The organism is Rhodococcus sp. W8901, assembly GCF_013348805.1.
GTDB lineage: Bacteria > Actinomycetota > Actinomycetes > Mycobacteriales > Mycobacteriaceae > Prescottella.
Genome location: NZ_CP054690.1, coordinates 3610516 through 3627800, shown reverse-complemented (window position 1 = coordinate 3627800; position 17285 = coordinate 3610516). Strand labels below are relative to the sequence as shown.

Genomic DNA, 17285 nt, shown 5'->3' with positions numbered 1-17285 from the left:
GTTCGCCTGCGGTGAGGGCCTAGACTGCCTTCGTGGCCGGCCGAATCCCTGACAGAGACATCGCGGCCGTTCGCGAACGCACTCGGATCGAGGACATCGTCGGCGAGTACGTCTCGCTCAAGCGCGCGGGCGGCGATTCGATGAAGGGGCTGTGCCCCTTCCACGACGAGAAGTCGCCCTCGTTCCATGTCCGGCCCAATCACGGCCACTTCCACTGCTTCGGCTGTGGTGAGGGCGGCGACGTCTACTCGTTCCTGCAGAAGATCGAACACGTCAGTTTCGTGGAGGCGGTCGAGCAGCTCGCCGATCGGATCGGCTACCAGATCTCGTACGAGGGCGGCGGCACGTCCGTGCAGCGCGACCGGGGTACCCGGGCGCGCCTCGTCGCCGCCAACGCGGCGGCGCAGGAGTTCTACGCGGCGCGTCTGAAGGAGCCCGACGCGCAGGCGGCCCGCGACTACCTCACCGAACGCAACTTCGACGCGGCCGCGGCCGCGCAGTTCGGCTGCGGCTACGCCCCGGACGGCTGGGACACCCTGACCAAGCACCTGATGGGCAAGGGCTTCGAGGCGAAGGAACTCGAGGCCGCCGGGCTGTCCAAGGAGGGTCGACGCGGACCGATCGACCGGTTCCATCGGCGGCTGCTGTGGCCCATCCGCAATCTCTCCGGCGACGTCATCGGCTTCGGCGCCCGCAAGCTGTTCGACGACGACACGATGCCTGGCAAGTACGTCAACACCCCCGAGACGATCCTCTACAAGAAGTCGAACGTGCTGTTCGGTCTGGACCTGGCCAAGCGGGACATTGCGAAGGGCCACCAGGCGGTGGTCGTCGAGGGCTACACCGACGTGATGGCGATGCACCTGGCCGGCGTGAAGACCGCCGTTGCATCCTGCGGCACCGCATTCGGTGACGAACATCTCGCGATGCTGCGCCGACTCCTCATGGACGACAGCTACTTCCGCGGTGAGGTGATCTACACCTTCGACGGCGACGCCGCGGGCCAGGCGGCCGCGCTGAAGGCGTTCGAGGGCGACCAGAAGATGGCGGGGCAGACCTTCGTCGCGATCGCGCCGGACGGAATGGATCCGTGCGAGTTGCGTCAGCAGTCGGGTGACGCGGCCGTCCGCGATCTGGTCGCGCGCCGCACCCCGATGTTCGAGTTCGTTGTCAAATCCCTTCTCGCCGAACATGATCTGGACACCGCCGAGGGGCGGGTGGAGGCGTTGCGTCGCACCGTGCCGGTGGTCGCGCGGATCAAGGAACCGACGCTGCGCAATCAGTACGCCGTGCAGCTGTCGGGCTGGGTCGGCGAGGAAATTCCGGCGGTGCGCCGTCGGGTCGGGGACGAGGCGCGCAAGATCGCGCGTGGCGGAGGCGGGGCACCGACGAAGCGTCGTCCCGTCGACGACTCCCCGGGAGCGTCGGCGTCGGCTCCGGCGGCCGGTGTGTCCCGCCCGCGGCCCAACGACCCGGCGCTGTGGCCGCAGCGCGACGCCCTCAAGGCGGCCCTGCAGTACCCGGCCATTGCGGGCACGGTCTTCGATTCGCTGCCGGGGGAGACGTTCGCCCATCCGGCCTATGCGGCCGTCCGGGAGGCGGTCGCCGCGGCCGGCGGTACATCCGCCGGTCTCGGTGGTGGTGAATGGGTGGACGCGGTCGGGCGCAATGCGGGCGACCTCGTCGTGCAGTCGATCGTGATGGAACTCGCAGTCGAGCCGCTGCCCGCCGACGAGGACATCATTCCTCGCTACATCCGCGGCGTGCTGGCACGACTGCAGGAGGTCTGGGTCGGCGAACAGGTCGCCGAGCTCAAGTCCAAGCTGCAGCGCGTCTCGCCGACCACCGACTCCGACGAGTTCCATTCCCTGCTCGGTGATCTGGTCGCACTCGAGCAGTACCGGCGCAGCCTGCTCGATCAGGCGATCGGCGACACCAGCGGCGAAGGTATCGCCTGACGGTCGGCGCCGCCGGTGCCGAACCGAGGTGCCGCTAGTTCCTCCGCAGCTGGTCGTGGGGGACCAGGATCGTGGTCCGCTCGTCGATCGGCTTCATCGGCTCGAGCTTGGGCTGCGTGCTGAGCGAATCCGACAGCTTCTGCCGACCCGTCTCGATGACCTTCTTGGTGGCGGGGCTGCTTGCCACGGCCTTCGCGGCCTTGCTGATCTGTTCGTACCGGGCTCGTCCCGCTCGGGTGCCCAGCACGTAACCCGCCGCAACGCCTACCAACAACCGCAACATTTCCGGATTCCTCCCGTCGAACTGCCTGCATACATCCTGCCTGATCCGTCTCTGTTCAGGCGATTTGGTACTTGGGTGGGGGTATGGGCTACAGTTTTCCAGGCACCGCGGGAAACGGCAGTGCCGCCCAGGTAATCCCCTGTAGCTCAATTGGCAGAGCATTCGACTGTTAATCGAACGGTTGCTGGTTCGAGTCCAGCCGGGGGAGCCGAACAGAAGGCCCCTCACCCTAGCGGGTGAGGGGCCTTCTGCGTTTCGGAACGATCAGCGGGGCGGGGAATCCGAACGCATATCGGCGGCGCCGGGTTTGTTGCCCATCAGCAGCCGTGCGAGTGCGCCGAGGACCGCCACCACCAGCACGAGCCATAGGAGCGCGACCACCAGCGCGGTGATGTCGAAGGCCACGGGCAGGGTGGGATTGTGCTCGTCCAACTCAGCCTCCCCGGTCTGGTGTGTGCTGGTTCACGGCATCATCGCAGACCGGGGAGCACTCCGGGCGCTGTGGCGTCAGGCCGCGAGCCGGATCGGCCACTGCCCGTCGACGTCCGACGCGTCGCGGCCCTCGCGCTGCAGGTACTCGGCGAAGTCGCGCTGGCGCTCGGCATGCCAGCCTGCCTGACTCGTCATCACGTCGTCGAGCGCGGCGAGTTCGGGGAACCGCTGCGGCAGGATCTGCGCCAGTTCGGCGGCAGCGAGGGCGTCGGACTCCGCCTCGTGCGCCGACCCCAACTCGATCCCGTAGTGCTCGCACAGCGCGCCCAGCGTGCGCTTGCCGCGGCGGTAGCGGTCGACCTCCCGATCGATCACGTACGGGTCGACGACGAGCCCGTAGTCGTCCATCGGTGGCAGACCGAGGCGGCGGCCCTCGGCGTCCATCACGGTGAGGTCGTACGAGGCGTTGAACGCGACGACGGCGTAGCCGGCCGCCCACGCGTCGGTGAGGGCCTGCCGGATCTCCCGGTACCCGACTGCGTAATCCGTGCCGTGCTCGCGCGCGTGGGCCGTCGAGATGCCGTGGATGGAGCTGGCGTCCTCGGGGATGTCGACACCCGGATCGACGATCCAGTTGCGTGACCGGGGCCGCCCACCCTCGACGGTGACCACGCATGCGGTGACGATTCGCGCCGAGAGCGGGTCTCGGCCAGTTGTTTCCAGATCGAACGCGCAGATCGGTCGGGTGGTCCAGTTCTTCAATTCGAGGTCCTTCGGGTGTCGCGGGATCGTGCCGTTCGATCGTGTCGCCGCCCAGTCTGCGGGCAGGCACCGACACGCCCTGTCGGGCACGCGACATGCGCCACCCCGCAGACGGGAACTGTCGAGGGCGGGCGGTAACATTCGGCTGTCCGCGGCGTACCGCCGCGGCAGGGGGCGGTAGCTCAGTCGGTTAGAGCCGTGGACTCATAATCCATTGGTCGCGGGTTCGAGCCCCGCCCGCCCCACGTAGATGGCACTTTTCCTGATCGGGTGAGGTGCCATCCGTCGTTTATTCGTCGTTTACGGCGACGACACTGTCCAGCAGATCCGCCACCGCGGTGTGCGTCCGGCCACGACTCATGTACCGGTCCATCGTCATGCTGACATGTCGATGCCCGAGGTGATCGGCGCCCACGCGGGCCGACAGGCCGCCTTCGTCAATGAGCGTGGCGAGCGCCTTGCGGAAACTGTGCGTCGTCACCTCCGGCACCCCGAGGTCGTCGCGGACCTTCCGCCACTGCTTCCCGAAGTTGTTCGGGTCGCGCAGGGTTCCGGACGTTGACGGGAAGATCACGCCGAGCTGCCCGAGCTGCGGCTCGTCGGCCCGACGCTTCAACGCCTCGAGCGCGAACAGCGGCAAGGCGATGGTCCGCAGTCCCGCTGCTGTCTTCGCCGCCTGGACGCGCTGCAACCCGGCGCCCTTTGCCCGGACGACCTTTCCTGACACGGTCACGGTGCCGGCCTCGTCATCGACGTCGGACCACCGCAGCGCGAGCAGCTCCGACCGCCGTAGGCCCGTCGCGATCAACAGCGTGATCGGGTCGACCAGATCGTTCGCCGCGCAGTACTCCGACTCGCCGAGCGCGACGAGCAGCGCGCGCAGCTCGTCGGCCGTGAGCGGCCGTGCCCCCTTCGGAGGCGTCTTGGACTTGATGGGGGAGACATCGCGCACGGGGTTCGAGTCCACTGCCCCGGCGATCACCGCGATGCCGAGGGCGCCGCGAAGGATCGTCTTCGCCTGCCGCGCCATCGTCGGCCCGTGCGCTTTGGCCATCGCACGTATGGCCGTGTCGATTCGTCCGGCCGTGGCCTCACCCACCCGCACGCCGCCGATCTTGCTCTCGAGTTTCCCGGCGGCGAACCTATAGGTGTCCATCGTCGCGGCCGACCGCCCCTCCTCTTCGAGACGGCCGAGGTACGTCCGGACCAGTGCGGTGATGGTCGTCGCGTCGGTGACGTCCTCCTCGCTCGGCGCTCGGCGTGCGTCGAGGTGGTCTAGCAGCTCCCGCTCGGCGACCTTCCCGTGCTGGTCCCGGCGGCCGGCGGGCGTGCGCCGCTCGACGCGACGGACGACGCCGTCTGTGTCGCGGAACCGGCAGTGCGCCAGCCAGACTCCGCCGCCGAGGTCGCGCCGGGTGATCTTCCCGTGCTGCCCGATCCGCAGCGGCGGTCTACCGGCGGCCATCTAGTACCTATGTCCGTCTAGTACTTCTAGCGCAGATGCGGGCAGAAGAAATTGCACGGGCAGATTCATCTGCTCGTCAATGTCGGTGGTGTCGATTCCCTCGACGATGGGGGGTGTGTCCTTCGTCATTCCGCCGTACCAAACATGCGGGACCTCCGTTACGAACGGGAAGTAGCGACGCCACAGGCTGACTACTGCAGCTGAGCGCAGTTGGTCGTGGAGATCGTCAAGCAGGTCCCTCCATCCCTGGCTATCTTGCAGAGCTGGGTCTGATCCGTTGTCGTCCATGTGGCGACGGATCCACTCGCCAAGGTTCGGCGCGTAGTCGGGCCCGTCCCATTCCGGGTCGAGGCCGGACTTTTCGATGGATTGAAAGTCGCTGTCGGCGCGGGCCAACTGGTGGTCGGCGACCGCCCGCGGGATACCCAACAGTTCCAGCACACCCTCTACGGGTGTCCGCAGATGGCCTGCTAGCCAGTATGTAATTGAGGCAGTCGACGAGTGCACGACGTACGGGCCCTGTCGACCCTCGGAAAGTTCGACCGCGAACCGCATGACCTGAGCCATGGCGATCGATTGTTCGACCTGCCTTTCGCTCTTCCGTAGGTGTCGCCGCGCCGCAATGACCGTGCCGAGATCCTGCTGGTAGACGTACTCAAGCCCGCCACCTGTGTGTGCCAACGCTACGACTTCAACGCCGAGAGCCTTGGCCACAGTGAATGCTTCGGTGAACCGAACTGGGCGAGTCCCTGCCTCGACTCGCGAGACCGTTCCTTGTGACCAGTTCAGGCCGGCTGCACGGACTAGGTCCGACAGTTGCCCCTGGCTGAGCCCCCGGGCGCTTCTCAGATCCTCGATTCGCTTGCCAACTGCTTCGTCTGCGTCCACGACGGTAGGGTATCGCGTTTTGCGGTACTGACCAACGAATCTCGTCATGTATCGTGTTAGTCGATTGAGCTCATCGAATAACGAGATACGTGGAGGGAAGATGCACACCAGCGAGGACTACTGGCTGAGTCGCGAAGAGGTCGCGGGTCGGCTGAAGGTGCCCCCGAAGACGTTGGCGCAGTGGGCAACGCAGAAGAAAGGACCGCGCTTCTCGAAGATTGGCCGATTCGCCCGCTACAAATTCAGCGACATTGTCGCCTGGGAGGACAACCAGGTCACCGGCGGCGCGGCCTGATGGTCGCCGCGGTCACGAACGAAAACGCCCGCCCGGTGCTCGAACACCGGACGGGCAGTGAATCCAACCTCTACCAAGAAGAAGGCTCGATGACTGATTTTACCCGCTACGTCGTGTCCTGCCATCTCGACACTGGCCACGTTGACCAGCTCGGAACGTTTCAGACGCACGTGGCCGCGATGGACGCCGCGATCACCCACGCATCGACGTGTGCCGACGACCTCGGCACGTGTAGGACGTTCGATTTCGCCGCGATGTCCGCCACGCTCGGGACTGGCGACGTGCTCGAGTACCGAATTGTCGCCGACAGCGCCCTGCGCTGGTCAGTCTGTGCAGAGACGACTGCGCATGGCGTTCGAATCAATTGCGGACCTGTGCATCTCAGTCTGTCAGTGACTGACTCGGTCGATCTGGTCGATGCCGTGGTCGCCGTACTCGCGGATCTCGAACGGTCGGCTGGCGAGTCTGTCGTTTCGCCGGTGCTGTCCGGGGCGATCGAGGATCTGCCGGGGGCGGCGGCTGGCAGCGCCGACTCAGAATTCCGGGGTCTGTAGCGGTGGCGGGGCGAATCGTCGGACAGGTGATGGACAACGCGCAGCGCTTGCGGGATCGAGGGCTCTCTCAGCGGGCCCTCATGGCGCTGACTGTGATTGCTGAGGGCTGCCGTGAGCCCAGTCGCGAGGGGCATGTGGCTCGTGCTCGCATCGCTGCTGTCCTCGGCGCTACGGAGCGTACCGCGACACGCGCGCTACAAGAGCTCGTCCAAGCCGGCATCGTCGTGGTCGTTGAAGGTCCTCGACGGCGGGCCCGGTCGTTCGATCCGGTGACGGGTGAGACTGTCGAAAAGGGGGTCGCGACACTCTACCGGATCGAGCTACTCAAGAGCCTAAGTGAGGCGCAAGAGTCAGATGAGTCGCCTGATTCGGAGGACACCCGAGCGTCCTCGCAGAGTGAAGCTGGGACGACGAATCTGATGGAACCGGGGGACAAATCCGAATTTTTGGGGAGACTTCCAGATGTCCCACTTCCCTTAGAGAACCCCGTGAGTGATTCCCGGGGGTCGCGCGCGCAAGCAGGCGCGCTCGCGGGAGGCGCCCCATCCAGATACTGCTTTGAGCATCCAGACGGCACCGCCAAGCCGTGTGGTGCATGTGCCAGCGCTCGTGAGCAGCGTGAGGCATGGACTCGTCGCCGTGCTAACGAGGTGGCAGCTGCCCAGGCCGCAGCCCGTCTCACGGCCGCCGATGCTCGGCGCCGCAGAATCGCGGCGTGCGTGATGTGTGACAGCAGTGGCTATCGCATGGGCGGCATCTGCAGCCACGACCTCTCGCAGGACGAGGTCAACCGCCGCGGGGCCGCGCGTGTCCGCGCGGTACTCGCCCGGCAGCAGGTCAGGGTCAGTCCCTCGACCGTGGCGACTGTGCGATGACGGCGCGGTGGCCAGCCTTGGTGGCTGTGGTGGGAACCACCGGCATCGGTGTTGCTGCGGCGGTGCTGTCATTCACGGCCTTGAGCGATCTCGCCGCTCGCTCCGGTGTCGCGGTTCCTGCGTTGTGGCCCGCGATAGTCGATGGCGTAGTCGTTGTTGCGACTGTCGCTGTAGTCGCGGGCGCTGGGCGTTACGCCTGGGGACTGTTAATCGTCGGTGCATTGGTCTCGGTTGCGGGGAACGCGTTGCATGCCGCGCTTCCCGATGAGGCGCTACCCGTGTGGCTTCGTGCGACAGTCGCCGCAGTTCCACCTGTAGCGCTCGTCGCAGTCACACATCTTGCGGTGCGTCTGCGACGAGCGTCGTCTGCTACTCAGACTGCAGCGTGCGACACCTCGGTCCGGACAAGCGATCCAATCTGCGATAGCGGCGGAGACGAGGATCTGGTCGGTGGGGGTGACGAGTACCACGGCACGGCGCTTGCTCTGACCGAGCCGACCGTGGCCAGTCCCGCGGCTTCGCGCCGCGACACGGTTGCGCCTGTCGACGAGGACGTTGCAGCTGACGCTCGTAGTGACGACGCTGCCCGTGCTCTCGCGATCGAACTTCTGGTTGGAGGAATGCCAGCTCAGGATGTCGCCGACCAGGTTGGCGTCCACAGAACCACCGTCTACCGGTGGAAGCGGAAGCACTGTCAGTCTGTGTCGCTGTGACCTGAGGTGTCAGCCTCGGTTCATAGCGATTGTCCGAGAACGAGACCTCTCACCGGCCGTCGAGGGCGGGCCTATGGCCCGCCCTCGACGCGGGTTTGAAGAGAACAGAATGCGGGGGATGGCCATCCGACACGGCCGGGTCGTACCTGCACATCAAGACCGGGATGAGACCGGGCAAGATGTCATTCCGAGTGTTGTCGGGTCTGCGAAGGGGCGGGTTGGTCATGGGTTCTGTTCACGAGGTCATCGAGGCGTTCCGTCAGGCGCCGTCGAACTCGGAACGGGGCACGAAGTTCGAGCAGTTGATGGTCCGCTACTTCGAGCTCGATCCGTTGTTGTCGCAGCAGTACGACCAGGTGTGGCGGTGGACGGATTGGCCCGGCCGGGACGGGAAGCCCGATACCGGGATCGACCTGGTCGCCCGGGAGCGCGACACCGGCGCGTTCACGGCGGTCCAGTGCAAGTTCTACGAACCCACCCACACGCTCGCCAAGGGCGATATCGATTCATTTTTCACGGCGTCGGGGAAGAAGCCGTTCACGAACCGGGTGATCATCTCGACCACCGACCGGTGGGGGAAGAACGCTGAGGCGGCGCTCGAGGATCAGCACACCCCGGTGCAGCGGATCGGGTTGGCGGAGATCGCAGAGTCCCCGATCGACTGGGACATCGCCTGGCCGGCCGGTGAACTGCACGTCGAACTCACCGAGGCCAAGCGCCACGATCCGCGCCCGCACCAGCAGGCAGCCATCGATGCCGTGTTTGCCGGGTTCGAGGCTGGCAACGACCGCGGCAAGCTGATCATGGCGTGCGGCACCGGCAAGACGTTCACCGCGCTCAAGATCGCCGAACGCACCGCGCTCGAGCAGAGCGGGTCGGCCCGGATCCTGTTCGCGGTGCCGTCGATCTCCCTGCTCTCGCAGACCTTGCGGGAGTGGACCGCGCAGACCCAGCTGGACCTGCGGGCGTTCGCGGTGTGCTCGGACACGAAGGTCTCCCGCGCCGCCGAGGACATCGGCGCGGTCGATGTCGCGATCCCGGTCACCACCGACCCGGCCACCCTCGCCGCCGAGATGGGGCACCGCAAACGGGCCAAGGGCCTGACGGTGGTGTTCACCACTTATCAGTCCCTGCCCGTCGTCGCGAAGGCGCAGCAGCAGGGGGTGGACGGGTTCGATCTGGTGATCTGCGACGAGGCGCACCGCACCACCGGCGTCACGTTGGCAGGGGAGGACGAGTCGAACTTCGTCAAGGTGCACGACGGCGACTTCCTCAAAGCGTCACGCCGGCTGTACATGACGGCAACCCCGCGGCTGTTCGACGACAAGGTCAAGGACCAGGCCGCCGAGCATTCGGCCGAACTCGCCTCGATGGACGACGAGACCGTCTACGGCCCCGAGTTCCACCGCCTGTCGTTCGGGGACGCGGTCGAACGCGGCCTGCTCACCGACTACAAGGTGATCGTGCTGACCGTCGACGAGAACCTGGTCGCCTCCCCGCTGCAGGCCCAGCTGGCCGGTGAGTTCTCCGAACTCAAGCTCGACGACGCCTCGAAGATCGTCGGCTGCTGGAACGGTCTCGCCAAACGTGCCGGCCGCTCCCCGGACGGCACCGGGTTCGCGCCGGGGGAGCCACCGATGCGACGTGCGGTGGTGTTCGCCAAGGACATCGCCGCCTCCAAGCAGGTCGCCGAGGTGTTCCCGTCCGTGGTGGATGCGTATCGGGACCTGCTCGAGGAGAACGAGAACGACGGACATGCGGTGTCGTCGACGAACCGGGACCTGGCGTGCTCGGTGCATCACGTGGACGGCACGTTCAACGCCCTGCAGCGCAACGCCGAACTCTCGTGGTTGAAGGCCCCGGTGCCGGAGGGGGAGTGCCGGATCCTGACCAACGCCCGCTGCCTGTCTGAGGGAGTGGACGTGCCGGCGCTGGATGCGGTGATGTTCCTCAACCCCCGCAACTCCGTCGTCGACGTGGTGCAGTCCGTGGGTCGGGTGATGAGGAAGGCCGACGGCAAGGACTACGGCTACATCATCCTGCCCGTCGCCGTCCCTGTCGGCGTGTCCCCGTCGCAGGCGTTGTCGGACAACCGCCGCTTCAAGGTCGTGTGGCAGGTCCTCAACGCGCTCCGCGCGCACGACGACCGGTTCAACGCGATGGTCAACTCCATCGCCCTCAACGCCACCACCGAGGCGAAGAAGACCGGCAAGGGCTCGACCATGTTGATGGGCGACCACATCGGCCCCGTGAGCAGCGACAACGAATCCGTCGCCGGCACCGGTTCGTCCACCGATGCCACCGGCACCACCGATGCGCCCAGTTCTGTGGCCGAAGGTGGCGCAGATGGTGGGCAGATGGCGACGCAGATGGCGTTGTTCTCGCTGTCGGAGTGGCAGGAAGCGATCGTCGCGAAGATCGTCGACAAGGTCGGTACCCGTGCCTACTGGGAAGACTGGGCCGCCGACGTCGCCGACATCGCCGCCGCCCAGATCACCCGCATCCGGCACTTGCTGGCCGGGGCGTCCCCGGAGGTGGCGGCGGCGTTCGAGAGGTTCCATCAGGGGCTGAAGGACAATCTCAACGACTCCATCAGCCGCGATGACGCGATTTCGATGCTCTCGCAGCATCTGATCACCAAGCCGGTGTTCGACGCCCTGTTCGCCGAACACGATTTCGCCTCCCACAACCCTGTCTCGAAGGTGATGGAGGCGATGGTCGCCACCCTCGGCGACTCCGGATTGGAGGCCGAGACTGCGAAACTCGACGGCTTCTACGCCTCCGTCCGCACCCGCGCCGCCGAGGTGACCACCGCGGACGGCAAGCAGAAGGTGATCGCCGAACTCTACGAGAAGTTCTTCCGTCTCGGCTTCCGCAAGCAGTCCGAAGCCCTCGGCATCGTCTACACCCCTGTCGAAGTCGTCGACTTCATCCTCCGCGCCGCCGACCACGCGTCCCGGGATGCGTTCGGCCGCGGCCTGACCGACGAAGATGTTCATATCCTGGATCCGTTCACCGGCACCGGCACCTTCATGACCCGGCTACTGCAGTCCGGACTCATCGACCCCGCCGATCTGGCCCGCAAGTACGCGTGCGAGTTGCACGCCAACGAGATCATGCTGCTTGCCTACTACATCGCGGCGGTGAACATCGAGTCCACCTACCACGCCCTCATCGGCAAAGAGGCTGCCTCCGAGTATGTTCCGTTCGAGGGCATCGTGCTTGCGGACACCTTCCAGATCACCGAGGACGGCGACAGCCTCGACGCGGTGATGTTCCCGCAGAACAACGACCGCATCATCCGTCAGAACGCAATCCCGATCAACGTGGTGGTCGGCAACCCGCCGTACTCGGTAGGCCAAGACTCTGCCAACGACAACAATGAGAACGTCGCGTACCCCACATTGGACGGCCGGATACGAGAGACATATCTGGCAGATCGTGGACGCGGCGGCAGCAACTCGTTGTTCGACTCGTACATTCGTGCGTTCAGATGGGCGACCGACCGTATCGGCGACGCCGGGATCGTCGCGTTCGTCTCCAATGGCGGTTGGATCGACGGCAACACCGCGGCTGGGCTACGGATGTCCCTCACCGACGAGTACTCCCGTATCTACGTCTACAACCTCCGTGGCAACCAGCGCACCGCTGGCGAACTTTCCCGCAAGGAGGGCGGCAAGGTATTTGGCTCCGGCAGTCGCAATACAGTCGCGATCCTTATTGGTGTCAAGAACCCCGCCTACGTTGGCCTCTGTGAGATCTTCTACCGCGACATCGGCGACTACCTCAGCCGCGAGGACAAACTCCGTATTGTCGACGACGGCAACCTCGCGACCGTCGACTGGCAGGCCATCACCCCGAATACCCACGGAGACTGGATCAATCAGCGCAACGACGCGTTCGAGGGGTGGCCTGCGATCGGAGAGAAGCACGTCGTGACGAGTTGCACGGTGTTCGACTCGTATTCAAGAGGCTTGGAGACGGGACGCGACGTCTGGGTCTACAACTACTCCGCGCCGAAGGTTGAGCAGAACTGTCGGGCCACTCTCGAGTTCTATTCGCACGTCGAGGGTCTCTACTCAACTTGGCTGAGCGAGAAGGGGCTTGGCAGAAAGAAGGAGAGCCGTGATCGCTTCTTCAAGGACTGCGGAGATACGGTCAACGACGGCCATAAGATCAGCTGGACCCTGAGCCTCAAGAATCGGCTGATCTCCAATCGTCCGGCCAGCTTCGCTCCAGACGGACTGGTCGTGGGCTCGTACCGCCCCTTCTGCAAACAGAACGTCTACTTCGACCGCACGTTGAACCACATCGTTGGCCTCACTCCGTCGATGTTCCCCACACCACACCACAAGAACATCGGGATCGTGCTGACGGCACCGGCGTCGCACTTCGAGTTCACACCGTTCATGACGGACCTTCTGCCGAACCTGCATCTGCTCGATACCGGACAGTTCTTCCCTCGCTGGACCTACAGCAAGGCTGAATCGGCTGATGGTGAACTCGACTTCGCGGCGGCAGACACTGCTGGCGTCGACGAGCACGGCTACCGTCGGGTCGACAACATCACCGACGGCATCCTCGCTCTCTACCGCGGCGCGGTCGGCGACCAGGTCACGAAGGACGACATCTTCTACTACGTCTACGGTCTGCTCCACGACCCCGCCTACCGCGAAACCTACGCCGCGGATCTGAAGAAGATGCTCCCGCACATCCCGACGCCCGAGTTTCGGGACCGGTTCGAGCAGTTGGTCGCTGCCGGCAGGAAGCTGGCGGACCTGCACGTGAACTACGGGACCGTGGAGCCGTACGACCTCGATGTGCAGCTGAAGAAGGACGTCTCAGCGGAGGATCGTGAGACATGGCGGGTGTCGAAGATGAAGTGGGGCAAGAAGAGGGACCCCGAGACCGGCAAGAACGTCGACGACCGAACCAGCATCGTCTTCAACCCGAAGGTCACCATCGCGGGCATCCCCGAGGCTGCTGAACGGTACATGCTCGGCTCCCGGTCAGCGTTGGCGTGGATCATCGATCGCTACCAGGTCAAGACCGACAAGGCGTCCGGGATCGTCAACGACCCCAACGACTGGTGCGACGAGCGCGACGACCCGCGCTACATCGTCGATCTGATCAAGCGGGTGACCACCGTTGCGGTCGAGACGATGACGATCGTCGACTCGTTGGCAATCGCGTCGGTGCTGAGACAAGGGGACCTGTGACAACGGCGACGGCCTCGACAATCACAGAAGGGGCACCGGTAGAAGGGATGTACCTTCGGAGCTTCACGATAGAGGGGTTCCGATCGTGCGGAAAGGTCACGATTCCCCTGGGCCCGACGGTGACCTTGCTAGTCGGCGAGAACAATGCAGGCAAGTCCAACATCATCGAAGCGTTGCGATTGGCGACCGCTCCACTGAGCGGGCGGCGGACTCGATACTTCGAGATCGACGATGTGAGGGACGGCGACACAGAGCAGGTGCTCCTGACGTCCCAGTTCTCGGGGTTGACGGCGTTCCAACGCGCGCATCTCATCGGTGCGCTGGACCTTGCGAACGATGACGCTGTCCATGTGACGCGTTTTCGGCCGTCGCCGGACGGTGTCCGCCGGGGGCGTGTCGAGCATCTGGTTGGGCGCGCATGCTCGCCAGATCCTGAACCGGAGAAGCGTGAGCAGATAAATCACGTCTATCTGGCCCCCCTCCGGGATGCACAACGCGAGCTCGATTCAGCTTCGGGGAACCGGCTGGCATTGATAATGCAACATCTTGTCGAGGAGAGCGATCGGAACGAGTTCGTCACGCAGGCGCAGGAAGCGCTGGATGATCTCGAGGGGCACCCGGCTGTCACGGGTGTGAATAGCGGCATTCAGGGGCATTTGTCCAAGCTGACTGATCCGGTGCGCGCGCAGAAGGTTCACCTCGGATTTGAACGACCGCGTCTTGAGCGTCTTGCGCGCAGCTTGCGACTCAAGATGGCTGAGCACGAGCTCAGGCCGGCAGATCTGACCATGTCCGGCCTCGGATACGCCAATTTGCTCTTCATGGCCACAGTGATCCTGGAACTGCAAAATGCCCGAGATTCGGAGCTGACGCTGTTCCTGGTCGAGGAACCGGAAGCACATCTGCATCCGCAGTTGCAGGCCGTGCTCATGGAGTTCCTGGTTGACCAAGCCGCCACGTCAGTGCGCGATGACCGGGAGGGGCCGGCCGGACGGATCCAGGTCATTGCCACGACGCACTCGCCGAACCTGGCGAGTGCCCTGGAGACCGAGAATGTGGTCGTCGTTAGGCATGGATCGAGCGGAGATACCGGCACCGCAGTGATCCCCTTGGCGGACATTTCACTTGAGCCGAACGAACGTCGGAAGATCGATCAGTATCTCGATGTGACCCGCTCGGAGCTGCTGTTCGCCCGGTCGGTGGTACTGGTAGAAGGAATCGCCGAGGCCGTTCTCGTCCCGGTGCTGGCGCGACACTGCGTCTTCAACGGATCCACTCAATCCGAGCAGCAGCTCCGCCGAGCTTTTCGTGGTGTGTCGGTTGTCAACGTCGGCTCCGTCGACTTCAAGCCCTACATCAAGCTGCTGATGCAGGAGGTGAACGGTAGTCGGCTGGCTGACCGCCTGGTCGTGGTCACCGATGCCGATCCAGCACTCACCCCCGAAGAGAAGCGGAGCAAGAACAGCAAGAGCAAAAAGAGAGATGCTGCCGGCGAGGAGGCGCCACAGCCGAGTCCCGGAAACATCAACGACTCACTCGCCGCAGAGCCGGAGTTGGCGTCCGACGAAGACGATGACAACGAGGACAATGACAAGGTCCTGTACAACCGTGCGGCAGACCTACGGGCCCTGCGGGAGTCCCTCGGTGTCGGCGACGACCTACTCCATATAGCGGAAGCTCCACACACCCTCGAAGCTGACCTGCTGGTTTCCGGCACCATGAATCACGTCGTCTTGGGTCAGGCCTACCTCGACCAACACCCAAAATCGCAGCGACAGTGGGGGGAAATCACCCAGAGTTCTGATCCAGCCCGGGAATTCTACGTGCGGTTGCGTAACTCCAAGGGGCTGATCAGCAAGGGCCAATTCGCACACGACGTCGCACGGAGGATCGTCGATGGGGCATCGTTCGAATGCCCGGCTTACCTAGTTGAAGCTATCGCCGTATCGGTCCGGAAGCCGGTTCCGTAAGCATGCCGCCCCTAAACTTCACTCGCGCCCAGCGTGCCCTCATCAGGACGAAGTCATCGATCTATGTAGAGGCATGCCCAGGGGCGGGAAAGACCCAGGCGATCGTCCAGCGATTTATCGACCGGCCGGCGAGCGATCCTCGACGCGGAGTCGGTCTCATCTCGTTCACCAACGCCGTGATCGATGAGGCGCGCACACGATGCAGCGCTGATCCGGCGCTTCTGCAGGTTCCCAACTTCGTGGGCACCATCGACAGCTTCATCAATCGATTCGTCGTAGGTCCGGTATTTCGCTCACGCAAAGGTATCTCGCCATCCTTCCGTGACACTTGGGCGACGGTGCCAGGAACAACAGTGCAAGCACACGGGCTTAGGGCAGAACTCGACTGGTTCTCCTTCGACGCCGCGGGTACCGCGAAATTCCGGATCAAGCGCGTGCCATGGGAAAGCAGGGGATGGCTGGCAAGCCAAGAGCCCTGGAAGACCGACGCGTTGGAATCCAAGGCCTCAGCACTCTGGCTTTCCCTGGTGCGCAAGGGCATCCTCGACGCGGAGGCCTCGCGGGTGTGTCTGGCGGAGTACCTCCGGGGAAGCTATCGCGAGCGTCTCGCAGAGGTGTTGAGTGCGCGTTTCTCCGAAGTCATCGTCGACGAAGTCCAGGACTGTAGCCGTGAAGACGTTGCCGTGCTGAAGCTACTTCTCGATTCCGGCGTGCGATTGATCATGGTCGGTGATCCAGACCAAGCGATCTATGGATTCCGACAAGACACAGGCGAGACGCAACTGGACACTCTCCTGGATCAGGTGCCCCACGGCGAACGATTGAACGGAAATTTCCGTAGTTCGCCGGCCATCTGCCGAGCGGTCGACAGCCTGCGCTATGGCGGTGCGTCCGACGATCCGGTCGGAAAAGACAAAGACGTTGATCATCCTGTGTACCTGCTGTCGTACACCGCCGAGCATGATGCGCGACAGGCGATCGGACAGCTCCTCGACCGCCTCAGCGTCGACCGCAGAGAGATGGTGGTCCTGGCGCACCACGCTGACAAGGCACGAAAGCTAGCAGGCTCCGCGAAATCGCCTAGCCCGAAGAGCAACAAACTCGTCCGCTTGGCCATGCTGATCCACCGGATACAGGACAAGGAGTCCTTCGGTCCGGATCGCGCGCGAGCATTGCGGTTGCTGGAGCGATATCTGCAGGAACTCTGCCCGGACGAGCTTGCTGCGCTCACCTTCGACGCGTATCTCGATGATCGCCGACTGACAGCCTCGCAGTTCCGTGAGCGATGCCTGCGGTTGGCTGTGGGATCTGTGCCTCCGTTCAGTTGTAGCCCGTCGCAGTTCAAAACGTATCTGCTCTCGCAGGAGGAGAGCCAACACGTCCTTGGATGGTCGCTGGAGGGAGTCCGCAGACCCGACGGCGATGTGTGGCCTATCGAACCGGACGCGGCCGCAGAGGCGTTCGCATACTCGACCGTCCACGGCTATAAGGGTCTTCAAGCGCCCGCCGTGGCGTTGGTTGTTCCCAAACCCTCCAGGTCTCGTGAGGAAGATGGGGTGCAACAGTGGTGTGCCGACGAGCCCGGTGAAGCTCGCCGCGTCCTGTATGTGGGCGCCTCCCGAGCACAAGAATTGCTCGTGATCGCGGCTCATCGAGACGTCTATGACCCGATCTCAAAGGTCTTGAGCAAGGACGGCGTGAATGCACACGTCATTCTGGGTGAGACCACGGGGTAAGTCCCCGTGGTGCAGGTCATCGAGCCATCGAGATAGTGGCAGTCCCAACGTTCCGTAACCTTGGTTGTGGGACGGCCAAGTGCTTGCGTGTGCCGGAACGCATCGCGGCAGGAGAAACCGTCTCAAAGGTTAGTT

General features: G+C 64.4%; 12 protein-coding genes and 2 tRNA genes. 9 read left to right on the top strand and 5 right to left on the bottom strand.

The window, feature by feature from the left end; translation table 11 throughout:
• The first annotated feature begins 32 nt into the window (after nt 1–32).
• On the top strand, nt 33–1958 hold the full coding sequence (gene dnaG / locus HUN07_RS16990; protein WP_174911283.1) for a DNA primase: 1926 nt from the start codon (nt 33–35) through the stop codon (nt 1956–1958).
• A gap of 34 nt (nt 1959–1992) precedes the next feature.
• On the opposite strand, the gene HUN07_RS16985 is transcribed toward dnaG, so the two are convergent.
• A complete protein-coding gene (locus tag HUN07_RS16985) occupies nt 1993–2241 on the bottom strand; it encodes a hypothetical protein (protein WP_174911281.1) in 249 nt (82 codons plus the stop codon).
• A gap of 135 nt (nt 2242–2376) precedes the next feature.
• Here HUN07_RS16985 and HUN07_RS16980 point away from each other — a divergent pair.
• Nucleotides 2377–2449: transfer RNA gene (locus HUN07_RS16980), tRNA-Asn, on the top strand.
• A 56-nt stretch (nt 2450–2505) separates the two neighbouring features.
• Here the strand turns inward: HUN07_RS16980 and HUN07_RS16975 are convergent.
• Nucleotides 2506–2673, bottom strand: coding sequence for a hypothetical protein (locus HUN07_RS16975; protein WP_174911278.1), 168 nt, complete (start codon nt 2671–2673; stop codon nt 2506–2508).
• A gap of 75 nt (nt 2674–2748) precedes the next feature.
• Nucleotides 2749–3435 (bottom strand): 3'-5' exonuclease, encoded by a 687-nt coding sequence (locus HUN07_RS16970; RefSeq protein ID WP_114719112.1) that lies wholly within the window; start codon nt 3433–3435, stop codon nt 2749–2751.
• Between the two features lie 171 nt (nt 3436–3606).
• On the opposite strand from HUN07_RS16970, the gene HUN07_RS16965 reads away from it, so the two are divergent.
• A tRNA-Ile gene (locus tag HUN07_RS16965) sits at nt 3607–3680 on the top strand.
• A gap of 44 nt (nt 3681–3724) precedes the next feature.
• Here the strand turns inward: HUN07_RS16965 and HUN07_RS16960 are convergent.
• Nucleotides 3725–4900 (bottom strand): tyrosine-type recombinase/integrase, encoded by a 1176-nt coding sequence (locus HUN07_RS16960; RefSeq protein ID WP_174911276.1) that lies wholly within the window; start codon nt 4898–4900, stop codon nt 3725–3727.
• Nucleotides 4901–5788: a helix-turn-helix domain-containing protein gene (locus tag HUN07_RS16955; RefSeq protein ID WP_174911273.1), complete on the bottom strand. Its 888-nt coding sequence runs from the start codon at nt 5786–5788 to the stop codon at nt 4901–4903. It lies immediately after the preceding gene.
• Nucleotides 5789–5888: 100 nt separating this feature from the next.
• On the opposite strand from HUN07_RS16955, the gene HUN07_RS16950 reads away from it, so the two are divergent.
• The 6 genes from HUN07_RS16950 to HUN07_RS16925 all read left to right on the top strand — a co-directional run bounded on the left by HUN07_RS16950 (nt 5889) and on the right by HUN07_RS16925 (nt 17150).
• Complete coding sequence (locus HUN07_RS16950; RefSeq protein WP_174911270.1) at nt 5889–6083, top strand: helix-turn-helix transcriptional regulator; 195 nt, start codon at nt 5889–5891, stop codon at nt 6081–6083.
• A complete protein-coding gene (locus HUN07_RS16945) occupies nt 6083–6637 on the top strand; it encodes a hypothetical protein (protein ID WP_174911267.1) in 555 nt (184 codons plus the stop codon). The genes HUN07_RS16950 and HUN07_RS16945 overlap by 1 nt, the downstream gene beginning before the upstream one ends.
• Before the next feature lie 904 nt (nt 6638–7541).
• On the top strand, nt 7542–8225 hold the full coding sequence (locus HUN07_RS16940) for a helix-turn-helix domain-containing protein (protein WP_254622567.1): 684 nt from the start codon (nt 7542–7544) through the stop codon (nt 8223–8225).
• A 224-nt stretch (nt 8226–8449) separates the two neighbouring features.
• Complete coding sequence (locus HUN07_RS16935) at nt 8450–13444, top strand: DEAD/DEAH box helicase (RefSeq protein WP_174911261.1); 4995 nt, start codon at nt 8450–8452, stop codon at nt 13442–13444.
• 47 nt (nt 13445–13491) lie between these two features.
• Nucleotides 13492–15414: an ATP-dependent nuclease gene (locus HUN07_RS16930; protein ID WP_254623008.1), complete on the top strand. Its 1923-nt coding sequence runs from the start codon at nt 13492–13494 to the stop codon at nt 15412–15414.
• A gap of 2 nt (nt 15415–15416) precedes the next feature.
• The gene (locus HUN07_RS16925; protein ID WP_174911257.1) at nt 15417–17150 is read left to right on the top strand and encodes a UvrD-helicase domain-containing protein; all 1734 of its coding nucleotides are present in this window, start codon (nt 15417–15419) and stop codon (nt 17148–17150) included.
• Nucleotides 17151–17285 lie beyond the last annotated feature (135 nt).

What these genes read in the sequence shown, in the direction of transcription:
- HUN07_RS16985 (WP_174911281.1), bottom strand. Translation starts at nt 2,241, where the DNA reads ATGTTGCGGTTGTTGGTAGGCGTTGCGGCGGGTTACGTGCTGGGCACC.
- HUN07_RS16960 (WP_174911276.1), bottom strand. Translation starts at nt 4,900, where the DNA reads ATGGCCGCCGGTAGACCGCCGCTGCGGATCGGGCAGCACGGGAAGATC.
- HUN07_RS16950 (WP_174911270.1), top strand. Translation starts at nt 5,889, where the DNA reads ATGCACACCAGCGAGGACTACTGGCTGAGTCGCGAAGAGGTCGCGGGT.
- HUN07_RS16945 (WP_174911267.1), top strand. Translation starts at nt 6,083, where the DNA reads ATGGTCGCCGCGGTCACGAACGAAAACGCCCGCCCGGTGCTCGAACAC.
- HUN07_RS16935 (WP_174911261.1), top strand. Translation starts at nt 8,450, where the DNA reads ATGGGTTCTGTTCACGAGGTCATCGAGGCGTTCCGTCAGGCGCCGTCG.
- HUN07_RS16930 (WP_254623008.1), top strand. Translation starts at nt 13,492, where the DNA reads ATGTACCTTCGGAGCTTCACGATAGAGGGGTTCCGATCGTGCGGAAAG.
- HUN07_RS16925 (WP_174911257.1), top strand. Translation starts at nt 15,417, where the DNA reads ATGCCGCCCCTAAACTTCACTCGCGCCCAGCGTGCCCTCATCAGGACG.